Genomic DNA, 17,412 nt, shown 5'->3' with positions numbered 1-17,412 from the left:
GTCTTGAGGGATAATTATGATGCGCAAAACGCTGCTGGCTGTGGCATTGATGACCACCGCGTTAACTGCCCATGCGGACTACAAATGTGAAGTCACACCGCGCGACGATGTGATTCTCAGCCCGCAAACCGTTCAGGTAAAAGGTGAGAACGGCAATCTGGTGATCACGCCGGATGGCAACGTGATGTACAACGGCAAGCAATACACCCTGAGCGCGGCCCAACGCGAGCAGGCGAAAGATTATCAGGCGGATCTGCGCTCAGCGCTGCCCTGGATCGACGAAGGCGCCCTGACCCGCGTTGAGAAAGGCCGCGTGGCGCTGGATAAGATCATCGCCAAAGAGGTGGGTGAGAGCAGCAATATGCGCACCCGTCTGACCAAGCTGGACGCCCAGCTGAAAGAGCAGATGAACCGTATCATCGAGCACCGCACGGATGGTCTGACGTTCCACTATAAAGCCATCGATCAGGTGCGCGCAGACGGACAGAACCTGGTGAATCAGGCGATGGGCGGCATTCTGCAGGACAGCATCAATGAGATGGGGGCGAAAGCCGTGCTGAAAGGCGGCGGTAATCCACTGCAGGGCGTATTAGGCAGCCTGGGCGGATTGCAGACCTCGATCCAGAACGAATGGAAGAATCAGGAAGCGGATTTCCAGAAATTCGGCAAAGACGTGTGTCAACGCGTGGTAACTCTGGAAGACAGCCGCAAAGCGCTGGTGAGTACGCTGAAGTAAGTATTCGTATCCACTCCCTCCCCGGGAGTGGATCTCTTCACGCTTTTGATTCTGCGCGTCAGGACTCTTCGGCGAGGAACAGCTCGAGCAGGGAGTTTAAGAACAGTTTCCCGTGTTCAGTAATCTGCCAGTACGCGTCGCATTCCGTCAGATACCCTTTCTCCAGCGCGGCATCAATCTGTGGTCGAATCACGCTTTCCGGCAAGCCGGTATAAAGCGTAAACTCCGCGCGTGGGGCCGCTTCCAGCAGACGGAAACGGTTCATGAAGAACTCAAAGGGGTTATCGTCTACCGCCACGTCGTGCTGACGCTCCAGATAGCGCCCCTCCATATACCCGCGTGGATGACGGGTTTTCGCGGTACGCAAAATACGCCCGTCAGGGAAAGTCACTTTGCCGTGTGCGCCGCAGCCGATACCTAAATAATCGCCAAAGCGCCAGTAGTTGAGGTTGTGCTGACACTGGTAGCCGGGCTTCGCGTAGGCGGACGTTTCGTACTGCTGATAACCCGCAGCCGTCAGCAGCTGATGGCCTTGTTCGAAAATATCCCACAGAGCGTCGTCGTCGGGCAGGACCGGCGGGCGCGAACCAAACAGGGTATTTGGCTCAATGGTCAGCTGATACCAGGAGAGATGCGGCGGGTTCAGCTCGATAGCCTGGCGCAAATCGTCCAGCGCTTCTTCCAGAGACTGATCGGGCAAGCCGTGCATCAAATCGAGGTTAAAGCTGCGAAGCCCCAGACCGGTTGCCAGGTGCGCCGCGCGTTTCGCCTCTTCCGGGCCGTGAATACGCCCCAGACGCTTGAGCTTAGGTTCGCTAAAGCTCTGTACGCCAATCGAAATACGGTTCACTCCGGCGCGCTGATACTCGACAAAACGATCGGCTTCCACGGTACCCGGGTTGGCTTCCATGGTGATTTCCGCATCGGCTGCCAGATTCAGGCGCGCACGTACGCCGTCCAGCAGCGTCTGCATCGCCGGGCCAGAAAGCAGGCTCGGCGTACCGCCACCAATGAAAATGGTCTTAACTTCACGTCCCTGTGCGTAAGGTACGTCGGCATCCAGATCGGTCAACAGATGCTGAACGTAGTCGTCATGCGGCACTTCGCCTTTCAGCGCGTGCGAATTGAAATCGCAGTACGGGCATTTCTGCACGCACCACGGGATGTGAATATAAAGACTCAGAGGTGGCAAATTAGCCATTACGTAATGCTTCCAGTAACAGTTTCAACGCGCGCCCACGATGGGAAATCGCGCTTTTTTCTTCGCGGGTCAGTTCCGCTGCGGTTTTGCCCTCAGAGGGGACAAAGAAAATCGGATCGTAGCCAAAGCCGCCATTTCCTGATGATTCGCGGGCAATCACGCCAGGCCAGCTGCCGTGGCAGACAATCGGCGTGGGATCTTCCGCATGACGCATATAGACCAGCACACAGTGGAACTGCGCCTGGCGCTGCTCGTCCGGCACCGCTTTCAGCGTCTCCAGCAGCTTTTCCAGATTCTGCTGGTCGGTGGCGTCTACGCCAGAATAGCGCGCAGAGTAAATGCCCGGCGCGCCGCCCAGCGCATCGACCGCCAGCCCGGAATCATCCGCGATAGCCGGAAGGCCAGTGACCTGTGCCGCATGGCGCGCTTTCAGAATCGCGTTTTCGATAAACGTCAGGCCGGTCTCTTCCGCGGACTCGACGCCCAGCTCGGTCTGCGCGACCACATCCAGACCAAAATCATTTAATAGCGAGGCCAGCTCGCGCACTTTACCGGCGTTACCGGTCGCGAGAACAACTTTCTGCATACGTTAATCCTGTTGTGACAGTGCCGCGACTTCCGTCGGGATATGTTGCGGGTTGAGGATTTTTACCTGTTTATGGCGCCCCAGCTCACCCTTTTCAATGATGACCTGGCTTTTGGCGACGCGAAACTGTTTTGCCAGATATTTGGACAAATGCGCGTTCGCCTGGCCGTCCACGGGAGGGGCGGTAATGGCGACTTTTAACTCGTCGCCATGTAATCCCACGATGCTGTCGCGGCTGGCTTTCGGCTGAATATACAGCCGCAAAACCAGCCCGTCGGCGAGGTGACTGACGGCACTCATAGCGCTATCCACAGCCCCGGCAGCAGCATGTTGCCCGTTGACTGTAACAGTTCAGCGATGCCCATGTTCAGGACATACAGCAGCAGCACCAGAATCATCGGTGAAAAATCAATCCCACCCATGGCTGGCAGCAGATTGCGAATCGGGCGCAGGAGCGGCTCCGTCAGCTGAATCATGGCGTATTCAACCGGACTACGGCCGCGACTCACCCAGCTCATGACCGCCATCACCAGCAGCACCCAGAAGATCAGCAGGCCAATGGTTTTCAGCAGAATCAGCACCGCTGCGATCCAGATGATCGGCTGGAAGGTGACCACCATAAACAGCACGATAGCTTTGATGATACTGAGCACAAACGCCACCAGCAGAGAGGCGCTGTCGATCGGCCCCATCGGTGGGATAATGCGGCGCAGCGGCCCAATAACAGGTTGTGTGATTTTCACGACAAACTGCGAGAACGGGTTATAAAAATCACAACGAGCCCACTGCATCCAGACGCGTAACAGCAGCGCCATCGTATACAGCTCAATGACCGTTGAGAGCAGGAAAGTCAACGTCTTCATGGCGTTCCTCAGGTTTCCTTATTTTGGGGTGTAATCGCGCGCACCGAAAATGGCTGTGCCGATGCGCACCATAGTGCTGCCTGCCGCGATGGCGGCTTCCATATCGTCCGACATGCCCAGTGAAAGCGTGTCTACGGTCGTGTAGCGCGCTTTAAGCGCCTCAAATGCTACAGCCATTTGCTTTGCTACGGCAAACTGCCTGTCGTAACTCGTTTCCGGTGCCGGAATCGCCATCAGCCCGCGCAGGGTCAAACCGGGCAGTTCAGACACCTGTTCGGCCAGTGCATCCAGTTCAGCCAGAGTGATACCAGACTTACTGTTCTCATCGCTAATATTGATTTGAATCAGGATGTTAAGCGGTGCCATGTCGGCAGGGCGTTGATCGCTCAACCGTGTGGCGATGCGCAGACGATCGACCGTATGACACCAGTCAAAATGCTCAGCAACCAGCCGACTTTTGTTCGACTGCAACGGGCCGATAAAGTGCCACTCAAGATTCGTATTCCCGGTTTGCTGGAAATAGCGAATTTTGTCCACACCTTCCTGAACGTAGTTTTCGCCAAAAGCACGCTGCCCGGCGTCGATGGCTTCTGCGATGGCGCTCGCAGGCTTCGTTTTACTCACTGCAAGCAACGAAACTTCTTCTGAAGCACGGCCGCAACGCGTTGCAGCGGCTGAGATTTTGTCCCTGACCTGTGCCAGGTTATGCGCAATGTCGTTCATGAGTCCGAGGATGGTTGTATGGATATGGAAGAAATTGTGGCCCTTAGTGTAAAGCATAATGTCTCGGATCTACACCTGTGCAGCGATTCGCCACCGCGCTGGCGTAGATTAGGCAAACTTGAGCCGGCACCCTTTCCTCCGCCTGATGTCGCGCAGCTGTTAAAAACATGGCTGAATGACGAACAGCAGGGCGCCTGGTGGGCAAATGGACACGTGGATTTCGCGGTGACCTTGCTCAGTGGCAAGCGTCTGCGTGCCAGCGCGTTTGTGCATATCCATGGCGTCTCGCTGACTCTGAGACTTCTGTCGGAGGAGTGCCCGCAGCTCTCAACGATTGGCGCGCCGCGCGTTATTCCCGACCTGCTCTCCAGTGACAATGGCCTGATTCTGGTGACGGGGGCCACCGGCAGCGGCAAATCCACAACGCTTGCGGCGATGGTGGATTATCTCAACCACCATTCCGACGGCCATATTCTGACGCTGGAAGATCCGGTGGAGTACGTCTATCAAAGCCAGCGGTGCCTGATTCAGCAGCGGGAAATTGGCCTGCACTGCCCGTCATTTGCTCAGGCGCTACGGGCGGCGCTGCGTGAAGATCCGGATGTCATTTTGTTGGGTGAACTGCGCGATAGCGAGACGATCCGCCTGGCGCTCACGGCCGCGGAGACCGGGCATCTGGTGCTGGCGACGCTGCACACGCGCGGGGCGGCTCAGGCCATTGAACGGCTGGTGGACACCTTTCCGGCAGAAGAGAAAGATCCGGTGCGAAACCAACTGGCAGGAAGCCTGCGTGCGGTGCTGGCACAAAAACTGGTACGGGACCTTCAGGGCGGGCGCGTAGCGCTGTTTGAGATGCTGGTGAACACACCGGCGTCGGCCAATCTTATCCGCGAAGGGAAAACCTGGCAGTTGCCCGGTGTGATCCAGACCGGGCAGCAGGCGGGTATGCAGAATTTCGACCAAAGCCTTGCAGAGCGCAAAGCGCAGGGAAGGCTTTAGCGAAATTAAAACCCTTGCTCGAAGTAGCTTTCGAGAATAATCACCGCCGAGGCAGAATCGACGCTGCCTTTGTTTAGCGCGCGGAATCCGCCATGCTCAAACAGACCTGCGCGGGCTTCAACGGTGCTCAGACGTTCATCGTGCAGCTTAACGACGACGCCAAAGCGGCCATGGATCTTATTTGCAAACTTGCGCGCACGGGCGGTGAGCGGTTGCTCGGTGCCGTCCATGTTGAGCGGTAGCCCAACGATCACGGCTTCGGGCTGCCACTCTTTCAGCAGGCGCTCGATAATGGCCCAGTCGGGCGTACCGTCCTGGGCTCTGATCGCCGTTAACGGGCGTGCCGTGCCGGTAATGCGCTGACCAATCGCCACGCCGATACTTCGGGTGCCGAAATCAAAGGAGAGAAGCGTTCCGCTCATTATGCGTGCCCCGCCACACCAGGCATGGTCTGGATGTCGATACCAATGAGTTTTGCCGCTTCCCGCCAGCGATCGGCGATCGGGGTTTTAAACAGAATATTCAGATCCGCCGGGGCCGTGAGCCACGCGTTATCGAGAATTTCCTGCTCAAGCTGGCCTTTCTCCCAGGAGGAGTAGCCCAGCGCGACCAGCACTTCGGAAGGCTGATTGTGCGTGCCGAGGGTTTCCAGAACGTCGCGCGAGGTGGTGATCACCGTATTATCGGATACGCGAATGCTGGAGGAGAAACCCGGAGGCGTATGCAAAATAAAGCCGCGATCTTCTGCCAGCGGACCACCGAGCATCACCGGCTTATCCAGGCGGATTTCCGGGGCGCGCTCTTCAGGCGTGATCTTGAGCTTCTCAAGAATGCCCTCGATTTGCAGGTTTTCCAGCGGTTTGTTGATGATTATCCCCATTGCGCCGTCTTCGCTGTATTCACAGATATACACGACAGCTCGACGGAAAATCGGGTCCTGGAGAGCAGGCATGGCAATAAGAAAGTGATGCTGTAAATTCATTGTCAGAGGTTCTGATTCCTGGTTTAAAAAGCGACAAGGCCCAGTATGCGGAGAAAGCTGGGCCTTGTCACTATTGACTTCGCCGCAGGTGGATGACCGGCGGCATGTGCGAGAGCGTTATTGCTTCAGACGTTTTTCAATCGCGTCCATCAGCATACCGGTGATCGAGACCGGGAACTCGGCTTCGATTTCGCGGATACAGGTCGGGCTGGTGACGTTCACTTCCGTCAGGCGGTCGCCGATGATATCCAGACCGACAAAAATCAGCCCTTTGGCCTTCAGCATCGGGCCGACGCGGCGCGCGATTTCCCAGTCGCTTTCCGTCAGCGGGCGCGGCTCACCACGGCCACCGGCTGCCAGATTGCCACGCGTTTCGCCGCCCTGCGGGATACGCGCCAGGCAGTAAGGTACCGGCTCGCCATCGACGACCAGCACGCGTTTATCACCGTCCACAATAGCCGGAATATAGTTCTGCGCCATGCAGTAGCGGGTGCCGTGCTCGGTCAGGGTTTCAGCAATAACGCCGAGGTTTGGATCGCCTTCTTTCACGCGGAAGATCGATGCACCGCCCATTCCGTCCAGCGGCTTCAGAATGATATCGCCGTGTTTCTGCCAGAAAGCTTTCAGCTGTGCTTTGTTACGGGTGACGAGCGTTTCTGGCGTCAGGTCGGAGAACCAGGCGGTATAGAGCTTCTCATTACAGTCGCGCAGGCTCTGCGGTTTGTTAACAATCAGCGTGCCTTTCTCTTCTGCGCGCTCAAGAATATAGGTGCAGTAGATGAATTCGGTGTCGAACGGGGGATCTTTACGCATCAGGATCACATCGAGTTCGGCGAGGGGAATATCCTGCTCAGATCCGAACTCGTACCATTTATCGTAATTTTGCTCGACGTTCACGATGCGCGTCCGCGCGCGGGCTTCACCATTATTCAGGTACAGATCGGCCATCTCCATGTAATGAAGCTGGTAGCCGCGACGCTGTGCTTCCAGCAGCATAGCAAAGCTGGAATCTTTCTTGATGTTAATGCTTGCGATGGGGTCCATCACGATGCCGAGCTTGATCATTGTTCTTCTCCGTTAATGCTTCAACCCAGATCGCCAAAACGCACCTGGAGTGCAGTGATGGCTGTGAGTGCAGTCGTCTCAGTACGTAGAACGCGAGGTCCCAACAGAATATCAGTAAATTCATAACGTGCGGTCATGGCAATTTCGTCTGCCGACAGCCCACCTTCCGGGCCGATCAGCAGCCGCACGCTTTCCACCGGCAGCGGCAGCGTATTAATGCTGGCGCTGGCGCGCGGGTGAAGATTAAGCTTTAAGCCGCTCTCTTGTTCGGCACACCACGCCTCTAAATCCATGGGCGGGCGGATCGTCGGAATGCGGTTGCGGCCGCACTGTTCGCACGCGGCGATGGCGATTTTCTGCCATTGCTGAATCTTTTTGTTCAGACGTTCAGCATCCAGTTTAACGCCACAACGTTCAGAAAAAAGTGGCGTAATGAGGCTTACACCCAGTTCGATCGATTTCTGAATGGTGAATTCCATTTTTTCACCGCGCGACATCACCTGGCCCAGATGAATGTGCAGCGGAGATTCGCGGTCATCCACTTCGCCTCGCAACACATTCACCTGCACACTCTTTTTATCGGCGCGAGTGATTTCGGCGTCGAACACCTGATTGCTGCCGTCGAAAAGCTGCACGGCCTGGCCCGCGCCCATGCGCAATACGCGGCCTACATGGTTCGCGGCTTCGTCGGAGAGGGCGATTTCGTGGCCTGCGGTGATCGGTTCAGGGTGATAGATGCGAGGGATGCGCATAGTCAGTATTCCATCTAAAACTTCCCACTCCCTTAAAGAGTGGGCGAAGTGAGGGGTAAAATAGCAATTGCCGCTAGTGTAGGTTAGCTCTTTTGCGCCTGGCAAGCCCGCTGCACGTACGGGTTGTGATTCCCCTGGACTTTGGCGATGCGGTTATCGCGCTCACACTCCCAGTCGGTGACCGGATACAGCTTATCCCAGGCGTTAAAAAGCTGGGTTTGTTGGCGGGAGAGGTTCAGGTCGTAGCGATCGCGCATATAGAAGTAGGTGCGGGCGATACTGCCGCGCGCGCGGGCTGGCGGCTCGGCCACTTTCTCTTTGAAATCGACTTTCATTGTGCACTGGCCGTACTGACCTTCGCCGCCATTCCACTGGCTGTACATGAAGTTGGCGCGGTCGCCGTTGACCTCGCCCACGGCGGGCTGCAGGTTGTGCATATCACTTTCAATCTGGCGATAGTCGGGATCTTTGGCGCAGTTTTTACGCCCGCCATCCTGCCAGCACTGGCGCTGATGGCCGAACTGCCATGCCGGCACCACGTGTTCCCATTCGATACGGTTGGCGCGGTTTTCATTTTTACGCACTTTGTAGCCGCAGGATTCGAGGTCAACGACCCCTTTTTTGCCCTGCCAGTTAATTTTACATCCGCAGTAGAAATCACCCGGCGCGTCGGCGTTCACTTTGACGCCTGCGGCTTTTGCCTGGGAAAAACTGTTAATACCTTCGGCCAGCGCAGGGCCTGCGAGCACCGTCGCCAGAAAGGCAACAGTGAAAGAATAGTGACGGGACATCTCAAACTCCGTGTCAAAACGAGCCCGCAACGTAGCGAAAGATGTTCCAGTATGCAATCAGTCAGATCAGGAAAGTTCCTGATGGTTCAATTGATTATTCTGCGACCAGCGGCTCGCCGCATTTTACGCAGCGGTAGATGGCCTCGCCGCGTACCACACGATTATGTCTGCGAACGGTCAGCTGGTGCTGCTGGCACTGGCAGCGGTAGGGGAAGGTATTTCGCCGCACCGATTCCAGCTCAAACTGATGCGTACGGCGGGCGGGAACACCCAGCACGGCTTCCATCATCCATTTCCACTCTTTGCCGTGTGGTGCCACGCGGCCAAAGTGTTTCCACACCAGCAGATGCGCCAGCTCATGAGGGACAACTTCGTCGATAAATGCCTGCTGGTTTTCCATCATCAGCACTGGATTGAGACGGATCTCGTAGGATTCCAGCCAGGCGGTGCCCGCCGACGTCCCGCGCTGCTGATAGACCAGTTTAGGTTCAGGGTAATTTCGCCCGAGCTTCAGGTTGGCTTGCGCCAGTTTATCCCGCAATGCGCGCATAACGGCTTGCTGGAGGGCGATGGGAAGACGTGGGGTTTTCATAGGGCCAGAGGATAATGCGGTGGATATAAACAGTAAAGCCTTCTCCGGTGGAGAAGGCTTTTCGTGTATCACCCTCTCCCCGTGTGATGGGGGAGGGCATCAGGCCACAATAATCTTAGTTCTGCGCCCCAATCTCACGCAGTGGACGGCCCTTCATCAGGTTGCGTTCGATATGTTCCAGAGAGACGTGTTTGGTTTCAGGAACCAGCCACAGTGTCAGAACAATAAAGAACAGGTTCAGACCTCCGTATACCCAGAAGGTATTGGCATTGCCGAGGGTATTCAGCATGGTCAGGAACGTTGCGCCGACGATCATGTTGGCAATCCAGTTCGTCGCCGTTGAGCAGGTGATACCAAAATCACGCCCTTTCAGCGGCTGGATTTCGGAACACAGCACCCAAATCAGCGGACCGGCACTCATCGCAAAACCGACGATAAACATCAGCAGCATCGCGACGGCAAAGTACTGCGCGGTCGCGGAGTGAATGCCCATATGCATCATGGTCCCCAGCACGCCCATCCCGATAGCCATCACCAGGAAACCTAAGGTCAGCGTTGGCTTACGGCCCCAACGGTCAACCAGACCGATTGCGATAAAGGTCGCCAGCACGTTGGTCAGACCAACGATCACGGTGCCCCACATCTGCTCGGTGGTGTTGGTATACCCGGCCAGCTCAAAGATTTTTGGCGCGTAGTACATGATGACGTTCATCCCAGTGAACTGCTGCATCACCTGTAACAGCACACCGAGGAACACCGCGCGACGAAAGTTGCTGTTCTCTTTAAACAGCGCCCAGCCGGTCTGTTTGACCTTCAGGCTTTCGCGGATCTCATCAAGCTCGTTTTTGGCTTCAGCACTGGTATCACGCAGGCGCATCAGCACGCGTTCCGCGTCATGGAAGCGACGTTTCGCGGCGTACCAGCGCGGGCTGTCCGGCAGGAAGAAGACACCGATCAGCAGCAAAATGGCCGGGATGATAATCACGCCCAGCATCCAGCGCCATGCGCCGCTGTAGCTGAAGGCCGTATCGGAAAGGTACGCGCCAAGAATACCGATGGTGATCATCAGCTGATACATGGAGATCATGCTGCCGCGAATTTTCTCTGGCGCGATTTCAGACAGATACAGCGGGGCAGTGTACGACGCCACGCCAACCGCCAGACCGAGCAGTACGCGGGAGATGATCAGCACTTCGACGTTAGGTGCGGCGGCGGAGCAGAGTGAACCGGCGACAAACAGAATCGCGCCGATCATCAGGCTCTTTTTACGTCCGAGACGGTAGGAGAGCCAGCCGCTGCCAACGGCACCGACGGCAGCGCCGAACATCATGGAACTCACCACCCATTCCTGGGTATGTGGGCTGATCTGGAATTCATCGGTGATGAAGGGTAAAGCACCGGCAATGACGCCGATATCCAGGCCGAAAAGAAGTCCTGCCAGGGCTGCGAGGAAGCAGACAAAGAATGTCATCGCCTTGTTGGACGTACGCCCCTGTTTATTATTGTCAGGCATTATGCCCTCCAGTTGGGTTATCAGTTTTATCGATGTAAAGGGTAGGTTAGTACGGCGTAAAAATGTGTGACGCTACTCACATTGGTGTAATCGGTTACACTCACTTATAACTGTCAGTTTTATTAAAGCTCTGAAAATATAGTGTTAATTCTGTTGATGTGCATCCCGTTTAACGCAGTTTCAGACTTAACTGAAATGAAATGTAACAGCAGATGAAGGCAGAACATGCAAAGAGATTATTCTGAAAGAAGTGCTTTTATCTCGTGGTGTAAGCGGTTTCAGTGGGAGTGGTTTGCCGGGTGGCGGCGATATCTTACGCGTGCAGGGCGTTAAGGAAATGTAGCTCACAAAAGCGAAGCGCGGACGGGCAAAATCCCGGGAGCAGAAATGCAAAAGGCCAGCACGAGGCTGGCCTTTAAGAACGCTATCAGTCGCTAATTACAGACCGGCAGCGTCACGCAGCAGGGCGGCTTTGTCGGTTTTTTCCCATGGGAAATGTTCGCGACCAAAGTGACCGTATGCAGCGGTTTCTTTGTAGATTGGGTGCAGCAGATCCAGCATCTGAATCAGGCCGTATGGACGCAGGTCGAAGAACTCGCGCACCAGCAGGGTCAGCTGTTCGGTAGAGATCTTCTCGGTACCGAACGTTTCAACCATGATGGAGGTAGGTTCTGCCACGCCGATTGCGTAGGAAACCTGAATTTCACAACGATCTGCCAGACCCGCAGCCACGATGTTTTTCGCCACATAACGTGCAGCGTACGCAGCAGAACGGTCAACTTTAGACGGATCTTTACCGGAGAACGCGCCGCCACCGTGACGAGCCATGCCGCCGTATGTATCAACGATAATCTTACGACCGGTCAGACCGCAGTCGCCCATTGGGCCACCGATAACAAAACGGCCGGTTGGGTTGATGTGGTACTTGGTGGAGGCATTCAGCCATTCTGCAGGCAGAACCGGCTTGATGATCTCTTCCATGACCGCTTCCTGCAGCGTTTTCAGCGAAACGTCTTCGGCGTGCTGAGTCGACAGTACGACCGCGTCGATACCGACGATTTTGCCGTCGTCATACTGGAAAGTGATCTGGCTTTTTGCATCCGGACGCAGCCACGGCAGCGCGCCGTTTTTACGCACTTCAGCCTGACGCTGCACCAGACGGTGCGCGTAAGTGATGGGGGCAGGCATCAGCACGTCGGTTTCGTTGGTCGCGTAGCCAAACATCAGGCCCTGGTCGCCAGCACCTTGCTCAAGCGGATCGGTACGATCGACGCCCTGATTGATGTCCGGGGACTGTTTGCCAATTGCGCTTAATACGGCGCAAGAGTTGGCATCAAAGCCCATATCAGAATGCACGTAGCCGATTTCACGCACGGTGTTACGGGTGATCTCTTCGATATCAACCCATGCACTGGTGGTGATCTCACCACCTACCAGAACCATGCCCGTTTTGACATAGGTTTCGCACGCCACGCGCGCTTTAGGATCCTGCTCCAGGATCGCATCCAGCACTGCATCGGAGATTTGGTCAGCGATTTTATCAGGATGCCCTTCTGATACAGACTCGGACGTAAACAGGTGTTTTGCCATGTTTTATTTCACCTAAGGATAATTTGGTAAGCTCAAACTGCTGTGCGGAATGGCCGTAGAAGACGATTCTACCAAGACCGGCAGGTAAATGACACCGGCAGTCTGAGTGTTAATCAGTATAGATGGATTAACATCTGGATGGCTATTTTAGGTCACTTCTTCGCCCGATTTCCAGTTTTTTTTGACTAAGGTCTCACTGTGCTTATAAGGCAGGTGGAAATTTTTCCTGACGGGGCTGGCAAGGTGCGCATTTATACTTTGCATTTTGGGAGTGATGTGGGTATAAAACGCGGCGCGCGGCTCATACAAAAAAGCGCTCGATGATTTCATCGTGTCGCCACTTCCAGCCGGGTTGAGCAGTGAACACTTAGCTTTGGCTTGAGGTTCGTCTTCTGAAGGCGGCCGTGGAGGTGATACCCGATAATGAACTCTCGTTTTCCGCTAACTCAGTTACGCTGTTCTGGCGTGCGTCTGTTTCCCGCAACTCGCATTTCTAATCTGCAAACCTGCCGATGTTATACCCATTTCGGTGCTTCTCAGGATTCCAGGGCCGGCCATCCGCTTTGTGAAAACTGAACAAGGGCGCTCTTGTTAATTCAGGAGTTATCTCGTGGTTTCGCCGAACCTTGTCATACAGAGTTCGGTTACGTGTTTTACAATGATATGAATAAGAAACCGGTCGCACGGTCTGAATTTCAGCACACTCTGCTGGAATGCGGGGCCGTTTATGGGTTGTTATCGCGGTGTGACACTGCGATAGTAGTCAACTGTTTTACACTTAATACAAAGAGTTGAGGTTCGCTATGTCTGACGACATGTCTTCGGTTTCGCCTTCGTCAGCGGGCGGACAGGGTGTACTACGTTCTATGCAGGAGGTTGCGATGAGCTCCGAAGAGGCCAGCAAGATGCTGCGCACATACAATATTGCCTGGTGGGGTAATAACTACTACGACGTCAACGAACTGGGCCATATCAGCGTTTGCCCGGATCCTGACGTACCGGAAGCTCGCGTGGATCTCGCCAAACTGGTGAAAGCGCGCGAAGCGCAAGGGCAACGTCTGCCTGCACTGTTCTGCTTCCCGCAGATCCTGCAACACCGTTTGCGCTCCATTAATGCGGCGTTCAAGCGCGCGCGTGAGTCCTATGGATACAAGGGCGACTACTTCCTGGTCTATCCAATCAAGGTAAACCAGCACCGTCGTGTCATTGAATCGCTGATCCATTCCGGTGAACCACTGGGTCTGGAAGCCGGTTCTAAAGCGGAACTGATGGCGGTACTGGCGCACGCCGGTATGACGCGCTCGGTGATCGTCTGTAACGGCTATAAAGACCGTGAATACATTCGTCTGGCGCTGATTGGCGAGAAGATGGGCCACAAGGTCTATCTGGTTATCGAGAAGATGACGGAAATCGCCATTGTGCTGGAAGAGGCCGAGCGTCTGAACGTGGTGCCGCGCCTGGGCGTGCGTGCGCGTCTGGCGTCGCAAGGCTCCGGTAAATGGCAGTCCTCCGGCGGCGAAAAATCCAAATTCGGTCTGGCGGCGGGTCAGGTTCTGCAGCTGGTGGAAATGCTGCGCGAACGCGGTCGTCTGGACAGTATCCAGCTTCTGCACTTCCACCTCGGTTCGCAGATGGCCAATATTCGCGATATCGCCACGGGCGTACGTGAATCGGCTCGTTTCTATGTCGAGCTGCATAAGCTTGGCGTCAACATCGAGTGCTTCGATGTCGGCGGCGGTCTGGGTGTGGACTACGAAGGAACGCGCTCGCAGTCTGACTGCTCCGTGAACTATGGTCTGAACGAGTACGCGAACAACATTATCTGGGCGATTGGTGATGCCTGTGAAGAGAACGGTTTGCCGCATCCAACGGTGATCACCGAGTCTGGCCGTGCGGTAACCGCGCACCATACGGTGCTGGTTTCCAATATTATCGGTGTTGAACGCAGCGAGAATACGGAAGCGACACCACCGCAAGACGATGCGCCGCGTGCTCTGCAAAACATGTGGGAAACCTGGCAGGAGATGCATGAGCCGGGCACCCGTCGCTCTCTGCGTGAATGGCTGCACGACAGCCAGATGGATCTGCATGACATTCACGTCGGCTATTCATCCGGCACCTTTAGCCTGCAGGAACGCGCGTGGGCAGAGCAGCTGTATCTGAATATGTGCCACGAAGTGCAGAAACAGCTCGACCCGAGCAACCGTGCGCACCGTCCGATTATCGACGAACTGCAGGAACGTATGGCGGATAAGATTTACGTCAACTTCTCGCTGTTCCAGTCGATGCCGGATGCCTGGGGTATCGATCAGCTGTTCCCGGTACTGCCGCTGGAAGGGCTGAATCATGCGCCGGAACGTCGCGCAGTGCTGCTGGACATCACCTGTGATTCCGACGGCGCTATCGATCACTACGTGGACGGCGACGGGATTGCCACCACCATGCCAATGCCGGAGTACGATCCTGAGAACCCGCCAATGCTGGGCTTCTTTATGGTCGGTGCGTATCAGGAAATTTTAGGCAACATGCACAACCTGTTCGGTGATACCGAAGCGGTTGACGTCTTTGTCTTCCCTGACGGCAACGTCGAAGTGGAGCTTTCCGACGAGGGCGACACCGTGGCGGACATGCTGGAGTACGTGCAGCTGGATCCGAAAAAACTGCTGACTCAGTTCCGCGATCAGGTGAAAAACACCGATCTGGACGCTGCGCTGCAGCAACAGTTCCTGGAAGAGTTTGAAGCGGGTCTGTACGGGTACACCTATCTGGAAGACGAGTAACCGTTAATGCCCGGTGGCGCTGCGCTTACCGGGCCTACGGGATACTTGAACCTGTACGAATTAACGGCGATAATTCGCACCAACATGCAGTTTCCGAATCAATCCCTTCCTCGTCGGGTTTAACGACGCGGAGGGGATTTTTTTTCATCTATTTTTAATGCATCGACTCTACATGAGGTCAGGACATGAGCACTTTAGGTCATCAGTACGACAACTCTCTGGTATCTAACGCGTTTGGTTTTTTACGTCTCCCGATGAACTTCCAGCCGTACGACAGCGACGCTGACTGGGTAATCACCGGCGTTCCGTTTGATATGGCAACTTCCGGTCGTGCCGGTGGCCGTCACGGTCCGGCGGCCATTCGTCAGGTCTCTACCAACCTGGCCTGGGAGCACAACCGTTTCCCGTGGAACTTCGATATGCGTGAGCGCCTGAACGTCGTCGACTGCGGCGATCTGGTGTATGCCTTCGGCGACGCGCGTGAAATGAGCGAAAAACTGCAGGCGCACGCAGAAAAACTGCTGGCTGCCGGTAAGCGCATGCTCTCCTTCGGCGGTGACCACTTTGTGACGCTGCCGCTGCTGCGCGCGCACGCGAAGCATTTCGGTAAAATGGCGCTGGTGCATTTCGATGCCCACACGGACACCTACGCGAACGGCTGCGAGTTTGACCATGGCACTATGTTCTACACTGCGCCGAACGAAGGCCTGATCGATCCAAATCACTCTGTGCAGATCGGTATCCGTACTGAATTCGACAAAGATAACGGCTTCACCGTGCTGGACGCCTGCCAGGTGAACGATCGTGGCGTGGACGATATCATCGCACAGGTGAAGCAGATTGTCGGCGACATGCCTGTCTACCTGACCTTTGATATCGACTGCCTGGACCCCGCGTTTGCACCGGGCACCGGTACGCCGGTCATTGGTGGCCTGACGTCTGACCGTGCGATCAAACTGGTTCGCGGTCTGAAAGACCTGAACATCGTGGGAATGGACGTGGTAGAAGTGGCGCCAGCGTACGATCAGTCTGAAATCACGGCTCTGGCCGCTGCAACACTGGCGCTGGAAATGCTGTACATTCAGGCAGCCAAAAAAGGCGAGTAATCGGGCTGTTTGACTCGCCATTTTGAAACCGGGCAGTGCCCGTCACCCTCACGTACTCCCGGGTGACGGTGCGCTGCCCGTGTCGTTACTGGCTTTTCTGGAGGGGATTATTTGATCCCGTCTGCCGCCATGCGATCGCGGATATGTTGCGCACGCTCTGCGGACGCCGGGTGATCGTCAAACATTGAGCTTTGACGGCCTTCTTCCAATTTTGCCAGTTTCTCAAAGCTGGTGGCTAAGCCTGACGGATTGATCCCGCGCTTGCGCAACAGATCGTAGGAGTAGTCGTCCGCTTCTGACTCCTGACGTTGGGAGAACTGGGAGTTAACCAGTTTTTCGCCCACATCACCCAGTTGGGATTGGGACAGACTGCCAACGATACCGCCTGCAGAGGCTGCCGCCGCACGCACGGCATTGGTGCCGAGCGCCACCTGCATACCTTTCTTCACGTGGCCGAGTGCGACGTGGCCCATTTCATGGCCGATCACCGCTTCGACTTCATTATCCGTCATCATGTCCATTAACCCGCTGTAAACGCGGATACAGCCGTTCGCCATCGCAAACGCGTTCACGTCTTTCGCCATATAGACTTTGTAATTCACTGCCTGGCCGTTGATGTTATCGCCCAGCGCGGCGGCAATCTTGTTCAGACGCTGCGCGTAAGTGCTACTGGCCGGTGCGATGGTCGCTTTTCCGTCCATCTCTTTACACGCCTGGTCGCTCAGCGCGACGACCTGCGCATCGCTCAGGGAATAAGCCTGGAAGGCTTCTGCGCCAGAGCTCATCAGACCGTTTGAATCCATATTCTGACAACCGCTCAGCAGGAGCGTCGTACCCAGGGCCAGCACTATTGCACGCATTTTCATGATGTTGCTTCCGTACTCGTTAACTGAAAAAAGTCTGAAAAATGCTCCGGCAGCGAAGCCGCAGTCGCGCTAAGTATAAGGAATATCTGGAGCCCCGGGCGAGTAGATTGCGCAACATGCGAGCGTGATCCAGAGATTTCTTAAAGGGCAAAAGAATGCTCCATGTACATGCTTTGTCGCTTGGGTTACATTGTTGGCACTTTTTTCTGGCATAGCCCAAAACGCGCTGTCGTCAAGGGCGCGGCCTTTAACAGTCCGATCTGGAGT

General features: G+C 55.5%; 19 protein-coding genes. 5 read left to right on the top strand and 14 right to left on the bottom strand.

Annotated features, from left to right (window positions below; genetic code table 11):
- The first annotated feature begins 16 nt into the window (after positions 1–16).
- Positions 17–736 (top strand): DUF2884 domain-containing protein, encoded by a 720-nt coding sequence (locus ACB496_RS18275; protein WP_100778994.1) that lies wholly within the window; start codon positions 17–19, stop codon positions 734–736.
- A gap of 58 nt (positions 737–794) precedes the next feature.
- Here ACB496_RS18275 and hemW read toward each other — a convergent pair whose 3' ends face one another.
- From hemW to ACB496_RS18250, 5 genes are read right to left on the bottom strand one after another with little or no spacing between them, the layout of a single operon-like run.
- Complete coding sequence (gene hemW / locus ACB496_RS18270) at positions 795–1,937, bottom strand: radical SAM family heme chaperone HemW (RefSeq protein ID WP_371973201.1); 1,143 nt, start codon at positions 1,935–1,937, stop codon at positions 795–797.
- On the bottom strand, positions 1,930–2,523 hold the full coding sequence (locus ACB496_RS18265) for an XTP/dITP diphosphatase (RefSeq protein ID WP_100778996.1): 594 nt from the start codon (positions 2,521–2,523) through the stop codon (positions 1,930–1,932). The genes hemW and ACB496_RS18265 overlap by 8 nt, the downstream gene beginning before the upstream one ends.
- 3 nt (positions 2,524–2,526) lie before the next feature.
- On the bottom strand, positions 2,527–2,823 hold the full coding sequence (yggU, locus tag ACB496_RS18260) for a DUF167 family protein YggU (protein WP_371973200.1): 297 nt from the start codon (positions 2,821–2,823) through the stop codon (positions 2,527–2,529).
- Positions 2,820–3,386, bottom strand: a complete 567-nt coding sequence (locus tag ACB496_RS18255; protein ID WP_371973199.1) for a YggT family protein — start codon at positions 3,384–3,386, stop codon at positions 2,820–2,822. The genes yggU and ACB496_RS18255 overlap by 4 nt, the downstream gene beginning before the upstream one ends.
- An 18-nt stretch (positions 3,387–3,404) precedes the next feature.
- The gene (locus ACB496_RS18250; RefSeq protein WP_371973198.1) at positions 3,405–4,109 is read right to left on the bottom strand and encodes a YggS family pyridoxal phosphate-dependent enzyme; all 705 of its coding nucleotides are present in this window, start codon (positions 4,107–4,109) and stop codon (positions 3,405–3,407) included.
- Between the two features lie 18 nt (positions 4,110–4,127).
- On the opposite strand from ACB496_RS18250, the gene ACB496_RS18245 reads away from it, so the two are divergent.
- Positions 4,128–5,108, top strand: a complete 981-nt coding sequence (locus ACB496_RS18245; protein WP_371973197.1) for a type IV pilus twitching motility protein PilT — start codon at positions 4,128–4,130, stop codon at positions 5,106–5,108.
- 5 nt (positions 5,109–5,113) lie between these two features.
- Here ACB496_RS18245 and ruvX read toward each other — a convergent pair whose 3' ends face one another.
- From ruvX to metK, 8 genes are all read right to left on the bottom strand, one after another.
- On the bottom strand, positions 5,114–5,530 hold the full coding sequence (gene ruvX, locus ACB496_RS18240) for a Holliday junction resolvase RuvX (protein WP_129035112.1): 417 nt from the start codon (positions 5,528–5,530) through the stop codon (positions 5,114–5,116).
- Positions 5,530–6,090 carry a YqgE/AlgH family protein gene (locus ACB496_RS18235; protein WP_100779002.1) on the bottom strand — a complete coding sequence of 187 codons (561 nt, stop codon included), beginning with the start codon at positions 6,088–6,090 and terminating at the stop codon, positions 5,530–5,532. Before ACB496_RS18235 ends, ruvX begins: the two co-directional genes overlap by 1 nt.
- A gap of 117 nt (positions 6,091–6,207) precedes the next feature.
- Entirely contained in the window at positions 6,208–7,155 is a 948-nt protein-coding gene (gene gshB, locus ACB496_RS18230; protein WP_100779003.1) for a glutathione synthase, read from the bottom strand.
- Between the two features lie 20 nt (positions 7,156–7,175).
- Positions 7,176–7,907 carry a 16S rRNA (uracil(1498)-N(3))-methyltransferase gene (rsmE, locus tag ACB496_RS18225; protein ID WP_100779004.1) on the bottom strand — a complete coding sequence of 244 codons (732 nt, stop codon included), beginning with the start codon at positions 7,905–7,907 and terminating at the stop codon, positions 7,176–7,178.
- An 83-nt stretch (positions 7,908–7,990) separates the two neighbouring features.
- Positions 7,991–8,698 (bottom strand): deoxyribonuclease I, encoded by a 708-nt coding sequence (endA, locus tag ACB496_RS18220; protein ID WP_371973196.1) that lies wholly within the window; start codon positions 8,696–8,698, stop codon positions 7,991–7,993.
- Between the two features lie 94 nt (positions 8,699–8,792).
- A complete protein-coding gene (locus ACB496_RS18215) occupies positions 8,793–9,290 on the bottom strand; it encodes a SprT family zinc-dependent metalloprotease (protein ID WP_100779006.1) in 498 nt (165 codons plus the stop codon).
- Between the two features lie 115 nt (positions 9,291–9,405).
- Positions 9,406–10,803: a sugar porter family MFS transporter gene (locus tag ACB496_RS18210; protein WP_100779007.1), complete on the bottom strand. Its 1,398-nt coding sequence runs from the start codon at positions 10,801–10,803 to the stop codon at positions 9,406–9,408.
- 438 nt (positions 10,804–11,241) lie between these two features.
- The gene (gene metK, locus ACB496_RS18205) at positions 11,242–12,393 is read right to left on the bottom strand and encodes a methionine adenosyltransferase (protein ID WP_231276032.1); all 1,152 of its coding nucleotides are present in this window, start codon (positions 12,391–12,393) and stop codon (positions 11,242–11,244) included.
- 663 nt (positions 12,394–13,056) lie between these two features.
- Between metK and yqgB the strand changes: the two genes are divergently transcribed.
- From yqgB to speB, 3 genes are all read left to right on the top strand, one after another.
- Positions 13,057–13,188: an acid stress response protein YqgB gene (yqgB, locus tag ACB496_RS18200; RefSeq protein WP_129035190.1), complete on the top strand. Its 132-nt coding sequence runs from the start codon at positions 13,057–13,059 to the stop codon at positions 13,186–13,188.
- 8 nt (positions 13,189–13,196) lie between these two features.
- Positions 13,197–15,173, top strand: coding sequence for a biosynthetic arginine decarboxylase (gene speA / locus ACB496_RS18195; RefSeq protein WP_100779009.1), 1,977 nt, complete (start codon positions 13,197–13,199; stop codon positions 15,171–15,173).
- Positions 15,174–15,358: 185 nt separating this feature from the next.
- Positions 15,359–16,279 carry an agmatinase gene (gene speB / locus ACB496_RS18190; protein ID WP_002434404.1) on the top strand — a complete coding sequence of 307 codons (921 nt, stop codon included), beginning with the start codon at positions 15,359–15,361 and terminating at the stop codon, positions 16,277–16,279.
- Between the two features lie 107 nt (positions 16,280–16,386).
- Here the strand turns inward: speB and ACB496_RS18185 are convergent, their stop codons facing one another.
- Entirely contained in the window at positions 16,387–17,145 is a 759-nt protein-coding gene (locus ACB496_RS18185; RefSeq protein ID WP_100779010.1) for a M48 family metallopeptidase, read from the bottom strand.
- Between the last annotated feature and the right edge of the window lie 267 nt (positions 17,146–17,412).

The organism is Lelliottia nimipressuralis (genome assembly GCF_041464075.1).
In the GTDB taxonomy this organism is placed as follows: Bacteria; Pseudomonadota; Gammaproteobacteria; order Enterobacterales; family Enterobacteriaceae; genus Enterobacter; species Enterobacter nimipressuralis.
The sequence above is the reverse complement of the archived record's forward strand: the minus strand, read 5'-3'. Positions and strand labels throughout refer to the sequence as shown.